General features: G+C 45.9%; 10 protein-coding genes. All 10 read left to right on the top strand.

Features of this window, described 5'->3' with window-relative positions:
• Positions 1 to 468: 468 nt before the first annotated feature.
• On the top strand, positions 469 to 1,470 hold the full coding sequence (locus tag HUW35_RS06075) for a sulfotransferase (RefSeq protein WP_181254717.1): 1,002 nt from the start codon (positions 469 to 471) through the stop codon (positions 1,468 to 1,470).
• Between the two features lie 31 nt (positions 1,471 to 1,501).
• Positions 1,502 to 2,512, top strand: coding sequence for a glycosyltransferase family 2 protein (locus tag HUW35_RS06070; protein ID WP_181254716.1), 1,011 nt, complete (start codon positions 1,502 to 1,504; stop codon positions 2,510 to 2,512).
• 21 nt (positions 2,513 to 2,533) lie between these two features.
• On the top strand, positions 2,534 to 3,448 hold the full coding sequence (locus HUW35_RS06065; RefSeq protein ID WP_181254715.1) for a sulfotransferase: 915 nt from the start codon (positions 2,534 to 2,536) through the stop codon (positions 3,446 to 3,448).
• Positions 3,445 to 4,449 carry a glycosyltransferase family 2 protein gene (locus HUW35_RS06060; protein ID WP_181254714.1) on the top strand — a complete coding sequence of 335 codons (1,005 nt, stop codon included), beginning with the start codon at positions 3,445 to 3,447 and terminating at the stop codon, positions 4,447 to 4,449. Before HUW35_RS06065 ends, HUW35_RS06060 begins: the two co-directional genes overlap by 4 nt.
• Before the next feature lie 12 nt (positions 4,450 to 4,461).
• Entirely contained in the window at positions 4,462 to 5,673 is a 1,212-nt protein-coding gene (locus HUW35_RS06055) for a glycosyltransferase family 4 protein (RefSeq protein WP_181254713.1), read from the top strand.
• Positions 5,674 to 5,676: 3 nt separating this feature from the next.
• Positions 5,677 to 6,858: a glycosyltransferase family 2 protein gene (locus tag HUW35_RS06050; protein ID WP_181254712.1), complete on the top strand. Its 1,182-nt coding sequence runs from the start codon at positions 5,677 to 5,679 to the stop codon at positions 6,856 to 6,858.
• 28 nt (positions 6,859 to 6,886) lie between these two features.
• Positions 6,887 to 7,666: a WecB/TagA/CpsF family glycosyltransferase gene (locus tag HUW35_RS06045; protein WP_181254711.1), complete on the top strand. Its 780-nt coding sequence runs from the start codon at positions 6,887 to 6,889 to the stop codon at positions 7,664 to 7,666.
• Positions 7,667 to 7,687: 21 nt separating this feature from the next.
• Positions 7,688 to 9,184, top strand: a complete 1,497-nt coding sequence (locus HUW35_RS06040; RefSeq protein ID WP_181254710.1) for a hypothetical protein — start codon at positions 7,688 to 7,690, stop codon at positions 9,182 to 9,184.
• The gene (locus tag HUW35_RS06035) at positions 9,172 to 11,196 is read left to right on the top strand and encodes a hypothetical protein (RefSeq protein ID WP_181254709.1); all 2,025 of its coding nucleotides are present in this window, start codon (positions 9,172 to 9,174) and stop codon (positions 11,194 to 11,196) included. The genes HUW35_RS06040 and HUW35_RS06035 overlap by 13 nt, the downstream gene beginning before the upstream one ends.
• Positions 11,197 to 11,315: 119 nt before the next feature.
• Positions 11,316 to 12,629 carry an oligosaccharide flippase family protein gene (locus tag HUW35_RS06030; protein ID WP_255463601.1) on the top strand — a complete coding sequence of 438 codons (1,314 nt, stop codon included), beginning with the start codon at positions 11,316 to 11,318 and terminating at the stop codon, positions 12,627 to 12,629.
• The last annotated feature ends 3 nt before the right edge of the window (positions 12,630 to 12,632 follow it).

Below are 12,632 nucleotides of genomic sequence, written 5' to 3'. Positions count from 1 at the left end.
GGATTCTAAGGCCTTTTAGATGCGTAGCGTAATACTGGTGAATTTCCTGAAAAAAGAGCAAAAAAAGGCACGAAGTTTTGCATTATCCCATTTCCCTGATAAAGTGTGATCTAGTTCTCGGATAACAGCATGCGCCAACAGACAAATGGATTTGGCGTCAGTTAACCCAAGCGCGAATATCGTTCAAGCCGTTAGCGGCAGTGCAAGGATTGCATTGGATACCCCACGGATCGCAAGTCCGGATACCTTTCTGGTGTTCATGGGCGGCTTTTTTGTCCTTCCAGTTTTCAATCCTTACCAATATTTTCACAAACTTCATGTAGCGTGATTCGTCATACGGAATTGGTCACGTATTTGCATGCGGATTGTTATGTGGGCGCCTTTAGTCCTCGAGATCGCAAGTTAAAGCTATCGGAATCGATTCACTGGCTGTAACCAAATAGGCGGTGATACTAAAAATACTGTGCCATGGATTCAGGTGCAGATGGAGAGATCAGGGAAATGTCTCAATTTACGATGGGTCAACACGAAGATCCAGTCACCAGCCCGGTGTTCGTTGTTGGTCCACTACGTTCTGGTTCTACCTTATTACGTCTACTTCTCGACCATCACCCGGAAATTCGAATTTTTGGAGAGTTCGAAGGCGCTGTGTCACAGGCCAATGGAAATCAATGGCCTTTATTGTCGGATTACAAGAGATTCATCGCCACTGACCGTCAAACTTTGGCGCTGGGGTTAGAGTTTAAGGCCGAGCTTGATTATGTAGAGCTTATCCGGGATTTTCTGAACCAAATTCATCGGCGTAATCCCCGGCGCGTTATAGGTGCAACTGTACATTCGCGTATAGACCTGTTGCCAGCGATCTGGCCAGACGCTCGTTTTATAAGCCTCAATAGGGACCCACGCGACGTTGCCAATTCATGTATTGGCATGGGATGGGCGGGAAATACTTATGAGGGCGCATATTTCTGGGAAAAAGTGGAGCAGCACCGGACTATTTTGCGAAGCAGAGTCAAAGCTGAGCAAATTCTGGAAGTAAGCTACGAGAAACTCGTTTCGTCTCCGTCTGAAGTGCTAAAAGACATTTGTGCGTTCCTGGGCGTTAATTTCGATCCGGCGATGGTACAAATTGAAAAGGACACCAGTTACAGCTTTCCCTCCGAAAAATACGCCAACAGATGGCGAACCAAAATGTCCTCCCGGGATGTGCGTTGGGTGGAACTTCGACTAGGTTCATTGATACCTCGAGCAGGCTTTGAAGTCACCAGTTATTCCCATCAGCCACTTTCACCCTGGGAAAAGTTTTACATACCACTCCAAAACAGAATCTATAAAACACATTTTAAGATTCGAAAATGGGGATTCTTTCTGTGGCTGGAACAGTTGGTAGCCAGAAAGCTGAATGCTACCCGTTGGGAAGGTAAAACAATATTAAAGACAAATGCAATCGACGCAGAAGCGCTGAAATAGCGTTTTTGAATTAATCTAATTGGACATGCAGATGAGAACTGCATTGAAATTTTCAAAACCTTCAAATGACGACGGACAAGCTATGGATAGCGAAACAAGAATTTGTCTTGGCGTTGTGATTGTCAATTATCGCACGCCAACAATGGTAATCGATTGCCTGGAAAGTCTGCTGCCGGAACTAGCCCCTATCTCCGCGAAAATCGCCATTGTTGACAATAAATCTGGTGACGATTCTATGCTCAGTATTCGGAGCTGGTGCAACACACTGCCACAGGAAAGTCGCGAGAGAATCACGCTTGTCGAGTCGGACAAGAATGGCGGATTTGCCGCTGGTAATAATCAGGGCATCCGAATTATCGATGCGAAATATTATCTGCTTCTGAATAGCGATACTATTGTCAGACCAGAAAGCATCAAAACCCTCATGCGTAAAATAGAGTCCGACGAAGAAATAGGCCTGTTGGGGCCGAGACTCGAATTCCTTGACGGTCATCCGCAGGAGAGCTGTTTTAGAGATCAAGGGGTGACCAGTGAATTCTTGCGTGGTGCGCAATTGAGTGTCGCCATGCGACTATTTCGACACAAAGTTGTTGCCATAGAAATCGGCGATACGCTATCGACGATAGATTGGACCAGTTTCGCCTGTGTACTGATCAGAAGACAGGTATTTGAGCAAATTGGATTGCTCGACGAAAATTTTTTCATGTATTTCGAAGATGCAGAGTTCTGTCGTCGGGCAAGAAACGCTGGCTGGCGTATTGGACATGAACCACAAGCGCGGATCGTACATCTGCGCGGTGGTAGCTCGAGTGTCAAACGGCGGGCAATACAAAAAAAACGATTACCGGAATATTTTTATGAGTCACGCGCAAGGTACTTTATGCTGCGCGGCGGCTACCCAAAGCTCGTATTTGCCAATATCTGCTGGTTGGCAGGACACGCGCTACGTCAGCTAAAACGCTTTGCAGGCCGCAAAGATACATCAGCCTCGGTGAGTGAGTGGAAAGACATCTGGGTCTTGCCAAAAATGACCCGTTCATAGTTCTCTGCGTGTGACAAAACAATGGAAAATAACCCGCCCAGCTTTCTGATCATAGGCGCTATGAAATGTGCCACGACTTCACTATACGAACAGCTACGGGAGTTGCCGGGCATATATATGCCGGAACTCAAAGAGCCTAATTATTTCAGTGACGATGCAATTTATAGAAAAGGACCACGATGGTACCAATCGCTGTTTGCTGAAGCTGTTGATGGCGATATATGCGGTGAAGCCAGTACACACTACACGAAACTGCCAACTTACCCTAAAACAGTTGAGCGTATTGCAAAAAACATAAAAAAACCCAAGCTCATCTACGTAATCAGGCACCCGGTAGACAGGTTGATATCACAGTACATTCATGAGTGGAGCCAGGGCGTGATTAGCTGTCCCATCGAGGATGCTCTGAAAACGCACCCGGAGTTGATCGATTACAGTAAATATGGAATGCAAATTAAGCCATTCGTGGACCGCTTTGGGCGGGAAAATATCCTTCTTGTTCATTTTGAGCAGATAAAGAGCTCCCCCACACCCGTTCTGCAGAGCGTGTGTGAGTTTATTGGATATGACGCAAGCGTGACGTGGAAGTATGAAAAGGCGCCCAGTAATATTTCAAGTAAGCGCATTCGCAGATTCCCATTAGATAAATTTCTTTTGGACAATAGCTTACTAAGGTCAATCAGACGAAATTTGGTACCCAAATATGTGCGCGAGAAAATCAAAACCAAACTAAGCATGCAAAATAGACCAGAAATTTCCAAGGAAGCTGAAGAAAAATTAAAAATAATATTCAATGAAGACTTTAAAATTCTCGAGTCACTCCTGGGTCGAACCCATGCGTGTGATACCTATTATGAAGACGTCTCACAGCAGTTAGCTGGAAGAGTAGAATTGCCTGAACACCAGGTTACAGAAAAAGTCGGGGTCGCCTCATGAGCGGAACAGCTTCTGTACCAAAAATCGGTATTGTAATTATCGGAAGAAATGAAGGTCCACGACTCAGGCGATGCCTGGACTCATTAAAGGAGTATGGACTGCAAACCGTATACGTAGATTCCGGTTCTACCGATAGCAGTATTGAAACGGCTAAGAACGCTGGATGCACCGTTTATGAACTCAGCACTTCGGAAATATTTAGTGCTGGTCGGGCCAGGAACGCCGGATTTCATACGCTTATAAAAAAATGTCCGCAGCTAAAGTATATACAGTTTGTCGATGGCGATTGCATCCTCGACAAAAACTGGCTGATGACCGCAGAAACCTACCTTGATAACCATCCAGATACTGCCATCGCTTGCGGTAGGCGACGTGAAATCGCGCCCCAGGCCAGCGTATACAACATGCTCTGTGATATTGAATGGGACACAGCGATCGGCGACGCCAAAGAATGCGGTGGTGATTTCATGATTCGACGAGAACTGTTCGAGCTTGTCGATGGATTTGACCCGGAGGTTATTGCTGGAGAAGAGCCTGAGCTCTGTTTTAGATTGCGAAATAAAGGTTGGAAAATTGCTCGGCTAAACGAGGAAATGACGATTCACGATGCAGCAATGTATCGTTTTGGACAGTTTGCGAAGCGGTCGGAAAGAAGTGGGCACGCCTATGCACAGGCAGTTGCAATGCATGGCCAGAGTCCAGAGAAATTTCAGTTAAGGCAACTTTTGAGCATCTTGTTTTGGGGCGCCGGACTGCCATTAGTCATTATGTTAACGGCCATTACTATAAATGCCTTCGTCTTGTCTGCGTTACTCATTTATCCATTGCTCTATCTGAAAATTACATATTCCAACCTGCGACACCGGCACATGAAAACCGGAACCGCATCTATGTACGCATTTTTTCTGGTGATTGGCAAATTTTTCCAGGCGCTAGGCGCATTGAAGTTCATGCGTCGATATCTTTCGTCGGGCAAATATACAATTATTGAGTATAAATAAAAATATTCCACCATGAAGATAGCATACTTTGTCAACCAATATCCGTCGGTAAGTCATAGCTTTATCCGGCGAGAAATTCTTGCTCTTGAACAAAAAAATGTAGATGTCGCTCGTTTTGCGGTAAAGGTTGACCGCCAAAAAGTGATAGACCCTCTAGATAAAGAGGAACTAAAAAAAACACGATATATTCTTGAATGCCCAAAGACGGCGATTGTAACTGCAGTGGCAAAATGCCTATTTGAGAAAAACGTAACGATGCTCGCAACCTTAGTTTTCGCAATGAAAATGGGCCACAAGTCGGAGCGGGGGATTCTTCGTCATATTGCCTATTTTATCGAAGCGATAATATTGCACTACTGGCTAAAGGAGCAAAAAATACAACATATACATGCGCATTTCGGCACGAATTCCACAACCGTTGCGATGCTGGCGGCTAAATTAGGGGGCTTTACCTACAGCTTTACGGTTCATGGCCCGGAAGAATTTGACAAGCCAGCTGCCATTAACCTTCCTGAAAAGATATGCGCTGCAAAATTTGTGATTGCCATATCATCCTACTGCAGAAGCCAATTGTATCGACTGGTGGATTCCGATACGTGGCACAAGATCCATATTGTACGCTGCGGACTTGATCAATCTTTTCTCCAGGAAAAGCTGGAAATGGCTACGACAAGTCCTTCCATTGAAAACAATACCTTTGTCTGCATTGGCAGATTATGTGAGCAAAAGGGGCAGCTATTACTGGTCGAAGCAGTAAAAGACGTCGTCGCAGCTGGCTACCCGATTCGGCTTATTTTGGCCGGTGACGGGCCAATGCGCCCACAAGTGGAGCGCAAGATCGCCGAATACAACCTTGACCGCCATATAGAGATCACCGGCTGGATCGACAGTTTACAAGTAAAAGAATACCTCAATAGCTGTAAAGCCATGGTTTTGCCGAGCTTCGCTGAGGGGCTGCCGGTCGTAATTATGGAAGCTCTGGCGGTGGGAAAGCCAGTAATCACCACGTATATCGCTGGCATACCTGAACTGGTTGAACATCGCGAGCAAGGATGGGTAATCCCTGCTGGATCGAGACAGCGGTTGACTGAAGCATTAATCGAGGCGGTTCAGGCTTCCAATACCACGTGTGAAAAGATGGGCCTATCCGGGTATCGAAAGGTCGAGCAGTATCACAATTCGGCAACCGAGGCGTCGCGGCTGGCCATACACTTTTCGAGCTGACCTATGATTTTTTTTGATATTTTACTCACATTGATATGCATCTGTATTTTGGTGCTCGCATCTTTATTTTTATTGGAAGTCGCGATAGGTGCTTTCAGTATTAATCGAGCGCGAGTCTCCGAGAATAAAGACCTTTCAGATGATTTTATCGTGCTAATGCCCGCACATAATGAGGCGCTGATTATAGAAGAGACATTGGCAGCGTTGCGAGCTGATCTCGGCCATCTCAAAAAAGTATATGTGATCGCTGACAATTGCAGTGACAATACCGCAGATATCGCGCGTTCGTGTGGCGCTCAGGTAATTGAAAGAAATGATTCATCAAGGCGAGGCAAGGGGTACGCCCTATCTAAGGGCATTGAAGACACGAGGCCTCAGCCTGAAGGTATAATAATCGTGCTTGATGCAGATTGTTATGTAGAAAAATCTGCTCTACCGAAACTTGCGGCAGCCGTCAAAAAGTATGACCGACCCGTTCAAGCAAACTATCAATTAACCAGAAACTCCGAAAAGCTTTCAGCGAGAATATCGCAGTTCGCCTGGCGCGTAAAAAATTACCTGAGACCGAGTGGATTGGCATTTCTAGGATTACCTTGCCAACTAATGGGTACAGGTATGGCGTTTCAAAGAGCCCATTTCTCCGGGATTCAATTGGGAACAGACAATATCGTCGAAGACATGCAGTTGGGAATCGACCTGGCAGTCAAACGCAGGTCTGCAAAGTTCTTGCCGGAAATAAACGTATGGAGTCCAATGGCAGCGACCGAGCAATCTGCGGTGACACAAAGAACTCGATGGGAGCACGGCCATTTATCGACGATATTTAATGTTTTCCCGCGCACGTTTATGCGCGCCGTTAAACGGCGAGATTTAAATTTGCTTACCGTCGGACTGGATATTGCAATACCGCCGGTCTCACTGCTACTACTTGTGGTCTTGATTAATGCGCCGCTAACGTTCTTATATACTGCAGTTGGCGGATCTGCTCCATTATTGTTGTCTTTGCTGAACTTGTCGATTGTGTGCGTCGCTCTATTACTTGCCTGGTTTATTGTGGGGCGGGGATTAATAGATTCATCAGACTTGTTAAAAATTTTTCCATTTTTTCTCAAAAAGTTAACCATCTACATACGATTCTTTATGAGGAAGCCACAAAAGGATTGGGTCAGAACTGACCGAGCGTAACTCATAAAGGAATAGGAGGACGTAAATAATGCACCGAAAAAATCTTGGACGATTTTATGTAGATGATGTAGACACGGAATATGTGTTCACGTTTTTACGTAGCAATAAATCTGATGAACAGAGATCTTACCAGTACATAGTCACTCCTAATATCGATCATGTGCAAAACATAATTAAAGCGCCCGCAGACGATATATTAATCGATATATACAAGTACGCTGGACTGTCTCTGTGTGACAGTCGAATCTTACAAAAGATCCTTGTAATGACCGGTCACGGTCAAACGAGCTTGATGACTGGAAGTGACCTGACAGTTAATATATTTGAGCGCTTTCTTATGAAAGAAGATCGCGTGCTAATTATTGGAGGAACCGAATCCGTCGTAGATAAAGTCAGAAAAAAATATTCGGGTCTGTGTATTCTTCATAAAAACCCTTCTATGGGATTCATAAATAAACCTGATGAGGTGGCGAATCTTGCTCGGTTTTGTAAAGAAGCAGACGCTGATTATATTTTTCTTGCGCTTGGTGCACCTCAACAAGAAATATTTGCCCACAAACTGGCAGATGTTTTGAATAAAGGCGTTGCACTATGTGTTGGCGCCTCTCTGAATTTTATCGCGCAAGAAGAGCGCCGCGCGCCGTTGTGGATGCAGAAGCTTCACTGTGAGTGGCTGTTTCGCCTCGCTTTAAACCCAAGAAGACTGTTAAAACGATATGCGCGGAATGCATTTAATCTTCCATCTATCGTAGTATTTCTCCGGCAAGCCTATATTAGACCCGTTAAGCCAATTCCAGGTGGATATTGAACGGGTAAATGGATATCCAATATGGCAAATAGTTTTGCGTATTTTATGTTGCTTGCCTGGCCGGTGGTATCCTTTGTGCTTTACTGTCGTCTCTCGGCCCTCAATGCAACATTCTGGACTATCGCTGGTGGCTATTTGCTACTGCCGGTTCGCGTTGGAATTGACCTCCCAATGCTGCCTGCATTTGACAAAACGTCGATACCCGCATTGTCTGCAATGTTGTGGTGTCTGGTAGTAAAAAGAAGGTGGGTGCCATTAACCCCCGGTAATTTACGAGAAAAAATCCTATTTATTTCTGTAATAGTTTTTCCATTGTTTTCCGCCCTAAATAACCCGGAACCCTATTTTAATGGTGAGGAAACTATACAGGGATTAACGTTATATGATGGAATTTCGTTCTCCCTGAAATCGTATTTTGACCTTGTACCATTTTTGCTCGGGGCTGCGGTCGTCCGGACAAGAGCGGAGTTGGTACAGTTAGTCCGGTTGTTGATTATTGCTGGGATTGTTTATACACCGGCAATCCTGTTTGAAATCCGCATGAGCCCACAATTGCACACATGGGTATATGGATTTTTCCCCCATGATTTTATTCAGCAAGTCCGGTTCGGAGGGTTTAGACCTGTCGTATTTATCGGCCACGGCCTGCTTGTATCGATGCTGATGGTCATTTCATGCACGGCGGCCGCTATTCTCACGACCATGCGCCTCTCATTGACGCGCATTCCCGGTCTACTTATTTTGATTTCTCTTCTGGTCATTCTTCTGCTCTGCAAATCGGTTGGAGCATGGATCTTAGGTATGGTCGCTATCCTAACCATCCTGGTGGTACCACCGAGAGTAAAGCAAATTACCGCATTGTCGATTGCGGTACTCGTTGTGTTCTACCCATTAATGTCACTTCTTGGATGGTTCCCGATAGAGTCGGTACTGGATGCGGCAGCGGTATTTGGACAGGATCGCGCGGATTCACTTGCCTTCCGATTCAATCATGAATCCGCTTTGCTGATCCACGCAAAAGAAAAGATGTGGCTGGGTTGGGGCGGGTGGGGACGGAATCGTCTTCACGACTCCGTAACAGATGGATACTGGGTGATGGTATTGGGAACCGCTGGCGTCCTGGGTTATCTGGCCATTAGTGGCCTACTGATCTCTCCCATATTAAGAGCAGGGAAGCTGGTATTTGGCGGTCGTGATGCTGGTCAAAAACAAATATTTTCCGGCATTTCGATCTTGCTTGTCGTACTGATGGTGGATCAGATTCCCAATAGTTCATTGAGTGAAATTGTCTGGTTTGTTGCGGGTGCGGTTTTGGGTGTGACCTCGACAAAACCTGTACGCCTTGTTCACCGTAAAAACTCGAAGCTGATACCGGGTAAGCCAGCCCGAACACCCCCTTCTAATCCAGGCGCATTTGCACGAAATAATCTTGCCGATTCAACTGGGTCTGCGAAGAGACAAACTGCACAATTGACTCTCATCTCGTCGAGGAGCCGTGCGGAACAATGCACATCCTAAATTCGAGATACAATGTAGTATCCCTTACGACCTGCCTGCTTATAGGCTTTCTCTGCTCTCTACACGCTAATGCGGCTGCGCCAAAAGATCTCCCATGGCGAGAACTAAATCGTGTTTTTCCCGAGATTGGAATTTCAAGGCAGGATTCAAACCCCGGCTTTTTGCGAGTAAATGGCGAGAAATTTGTATTTGATAACGGAAATGAGGCCCGCTTTTGGGGAGTGAATCTACAGGCATATGCCTTGTTTGGCACATCTCGGGAAAACGTCAGAAAACATGCGCGAAGAATGGCGGCCATGGGGATAAATTTGGTCAGGTTCCACCACCATGATTCACCCTGGGTAGTACCGAATCTTATCGATTACGATGATATTGGCCGTGCATATATTCGCGAAGAATCCATAGAAAAATTGGATTGGTGGATACACTGCCTTGCGGCGGAAGGCATTTATATCTGGCTTGATCTTCATAGCGGTAGAGTGTTTAACAAAGAAGAAAAAATAGCTGCGTTTAGTGAAACCAGGCACGGTGGTCGTCTTGGTTCCCCCAAGGGTTATCTCTATGTAAACGCTTCGATGCAAGACAAAATGCTGGAGTTCGCGAAGCTATATTTAACGCACAGAAATAGCTATAGCGGGCTTGAATATAGGAACGATCCGGCGATTGCAATGATTCTCGTCAATAATGAAAATGATCTAACACGACATTTTGGTGCCAATATGCATGAGCGTGAGGCACCGTTGCATAACAAAAATATGCTCATATTATTGCGGCAGTGGAAGATCGAATCAGATTACGTCGGAAAGGAGGAATATACGTTCACAAAAGGCGCGAAGCAGAAGCTCCAATGGAATTTTTTGGAGGCGAGTTATTATCAGAGAATGCAATCTGAGTTGAGAAAGATTGGCGTAAGGGTCCCCGTTTCTGGTGCGAGCAGCTGGGGTAAAATGGGCCCGGATTCCCTCCCATCGCTTGCAAGTGGCGACTTTATCGATGTACACATTTACGGAGAGCCACAAGAGATTGAAATTGGCCCAAAAATTGATGCGGGAATGGTGCACTGGGTCGGCGCTGCGCAGGTCGCCGGAAAACCACTTACCGTCAGTGAGTGGAATACAAAGGTCCCGAAACAGGATGGAAGGGATTCCCTGCCGATCTGGTTGGCAGCTGTAGGGGTAAGGCAGGGATGGGACGCCATGCTGCAATATGGTTATTCTCAGCGGCCGCTTAATGGCCCCGGGAGCCTCCATGATGATCAGTGGTCACAATATAATGACTACCAATTGCTTGCGATGATGCCCGCTTCATCGTATATCTTTCGCAATAAATTATTACCTAGACCTGATGCCGACGCTATTTTGTCCGCGAATATTGAGACTCTGTTAAGCGGAAAGCTCTCCGTGGGCGAAAATATCGCAATACGCGACGCTATCGAGAAGCATAGATTTTCTGTAGATATGAGTTACGGCAGTATATTTCCCTGGTTGAGCCCCGACGCAAGAAATACTCCCGGAAAAGAGCGGAGTGATTTTGAAATTACCGTCCAACCTCCAGTGAAATCCAGACCTGGTGCCCAAAAGGCCTCGAGCTCGGAGTTTGAAAACGAGTTTTTCCGCGATGTCGAAAATCGGCAGTTTATTGCGCGCTCGTCAAGGATACTAGCTGTATCGGGTGACTTCTCGAAAAAGCCGATTTTTCGGGATATCGGCGGATATCGCGTAAGACTTCAGGGTGGTAAAGGATCTTTTTCAATGATCTGCATTTCCGGGAGACTGGCGTCCTGTACAAAAGGCTTCTTAACCGCTGTCGCCAGCGACAATAAATTTTCGATAAGTCTCGATTATCCTTCTCATCAGCGCGTCTTGGATGTGAGGACGGGCAAAGAGTTCCGATCGTCATTTGGCGACGGCGTAACGAAGAATTCGACATGGAGTTCACGCACAGTGCGATTGAAGCCAGACCCGTTATCGCCCTGGCTTTCAATTTCGACTTCGAATACCAGACCAAATTGACGGCGTATGTTTGAAAAATATAGGGAAATATTTATGGAGTCTATGTGCAGTCCGAATTAATACACCGATCTTCGACGCATGGAATAAAAGGAAGAATAGCGTTTCGCGTCCAATCCCTGATGTCCCATTTTCAAGGGAATGGGACACGAGCGTCTTCATTACGAGGATCATTTTGGCTTGTCCTCGGTTTTGGTGGACAAAAAGCTATCCAACTTGTGTCTAGCCTTGTACTTACTCGCATTCTGTTCCCGGAAGCGTTCGGGCTCATGGCAATCGCGAATGTCGTTGTTCTTGCGTTAGCCATGTTCAGTGATCTGGGTATTCGGTCTTCGGTCGTAAAAAGTACCCGAGGTGATTCACCGGAATTCGTTAATACTGCGTGGACATTAAAAATCATTCGTGGAGCGGTGCTATGGTTGATTACCTGCATTCTGGCTGCTCCGATGGCGATTTTTTATGGCGAAAATATTCTTTTCCCATTGATCTGCTTCTTGGGATTCTCAGCAGTCATTGAAGGGTTCGGGTCAATTTCTGAATTTTTGGAAATGCGGAAGTTGCGTTTGGCGCGGGTTATCGCCGTACAATTTCTGTCTACATTCGCTGGAACGGCGATAACCATCGCATTTGCGTATGTCTATGATACGGTTTGGGCTCTGGCGGTGGGCTCTATAGCGGCCAGCCTCATAAAAACTGTTTTGGGGTATCTGGTCTTACCATATCATGCGCACCACTTCACGATTCAGAAAGACAGTGCGCGTGAAATTATTCATTTTGGCCGTTGGATATTGCTGGCCACGATGGTGAATTTCTTTAGTGGGCATGGTTTACCGCTGGTTCAGGGTGCGTTAGTCACGATCGAAGTTCTGGGTTTGATTACGATTGCTCGTACGCTCGTAATGGTATTCGAGGAACTTATTCAGCGTATTATCACTAATGTAGGGTTTTCGGCGCTGTCCAGAATTGTACGAGAGGATCGTGAAAAGCTTCCCGCGATCGTATATAGGCTGCGTTGGGCGAGCAACCTGGCTATTATCCCGGTATTTCTTGCGCTCTCTGTATTTGGGCCTTATCTGGTGAAGCTACTTTATGATGAACGATATACCCTGGCAGGTACTTTCCTCAGTATTCTCGCTGTTAACAGTGCACTGAGATTTTTAGAGCTGTTATATCAGAATACATTGTTGGTGCTTGGCGATAGCCGAAGCCATTTTTATATATCGCTTTCTATGGCGGTATTGAGATATGGATGTATGTTGGCTGGCTATTGGGCCACGGAAACCGTATCGGGTATGCTCTATGGTCTATGTTTGGGGTCGGCACTTGCATTTTTGATTTCACTCGCGTACGCCATAGTAAATCGCTACGCAAATGTCTTGGCAGATATTGCCGGTCTTTTAATGATAGGAATTTACCTGGCCGTCACCATTGCGTAATTG

Source organism: Microbulbifer sp. YPW1 (assembly GCF_013367775.1).
In the GTDB taxonomy this organism is placed as follows: domain Bacteria; phylum Pseudomonadota; class Gammaproteobacteria; order Pseudomonadales; family Cellvibrionaceae; genus Microbulbifer.
The sequence above is the reverse complement of the archived record's forward strand: the minus strand, read 5'-3'. Positions and strand labels throughout refer to the sequence as shown.

What these genes read in the sequence shown, in the direction of transcription:
- HUW35_RS06065 (WP_181254715.1), top strand. Translation starts at nt 2,534, where the DNA reads ATGGAAAATAACCCGCCCAGCTTTCTGATCATAGGCGCTATGAAATGT.
- HUW35_RS06060 (WP_181254714.1), top strand. Translation starts at nt 3,445, where the DNA reads ATGAGCGGAACAGCTTCTGTACCAAAAATCGGTATTGTAATTATCGGA.
- HUW35_RS06040 (WP_181254710.1), top strand. Translation starts at nt 7,688, where the DNA reads ATGGCAAATAGTTTTGCGTATTTTATGTTGCTTGCCTGGCCGGTGGTA.
- HUW35_RS06045 (WP_181254711.1), top strand. Translation starts at nt 6,887, where the DNA reads ATGCACCGAAAAAATCTTGGACGATTTTATGTAGATGATGTAGACACG.
- HUW35_RS06050 (WP_181254712.1), top strand. Translation starts at nt 5,677, where the DNA reads ATGATTTTTTTTGATATTTTACTCACATTGATATGCATCTGTATTTTG.
- HUW35_RS06070 (WP_181254716.1), top strand. Translation starts at nt 1,502, where the DNA reads ATGAGAACTGCATTGAAATTTTCAAAACCTTCAAATGACGACGGACAA.
- HUW35_RS06055 (WP_181254713.1), top strand. Translation starts at nt 4,462, where the DNA reads ATGAAGATAGCATACTTTGTCAACCAATATCCGTCGGTAAGTCATAGC.
- HUW35_RS06035 (WP_181254709.1), top strand. Translation starts at nt 9,172, where the DNA reads ATGCACATCCTAAATTCGAGATACAATGTAGTATCCCTTACGACCTGC.
- HUW35_RS06075 (WP_181254717.1), top strand. Translation starts at nt 469, where the DNA reads ATGGATTCAGGTGCAGATGGAGAGATCAGGGAAATGTCTCAATTTACG.
- HUW35_RS06030 (WP_255463601.1), top strand. Translation starts at nt 11,316, where the DNA reads ATGTCCCATTTTCAAGGGAATGGGACACGAGCGTCTTCATTACGAGGA.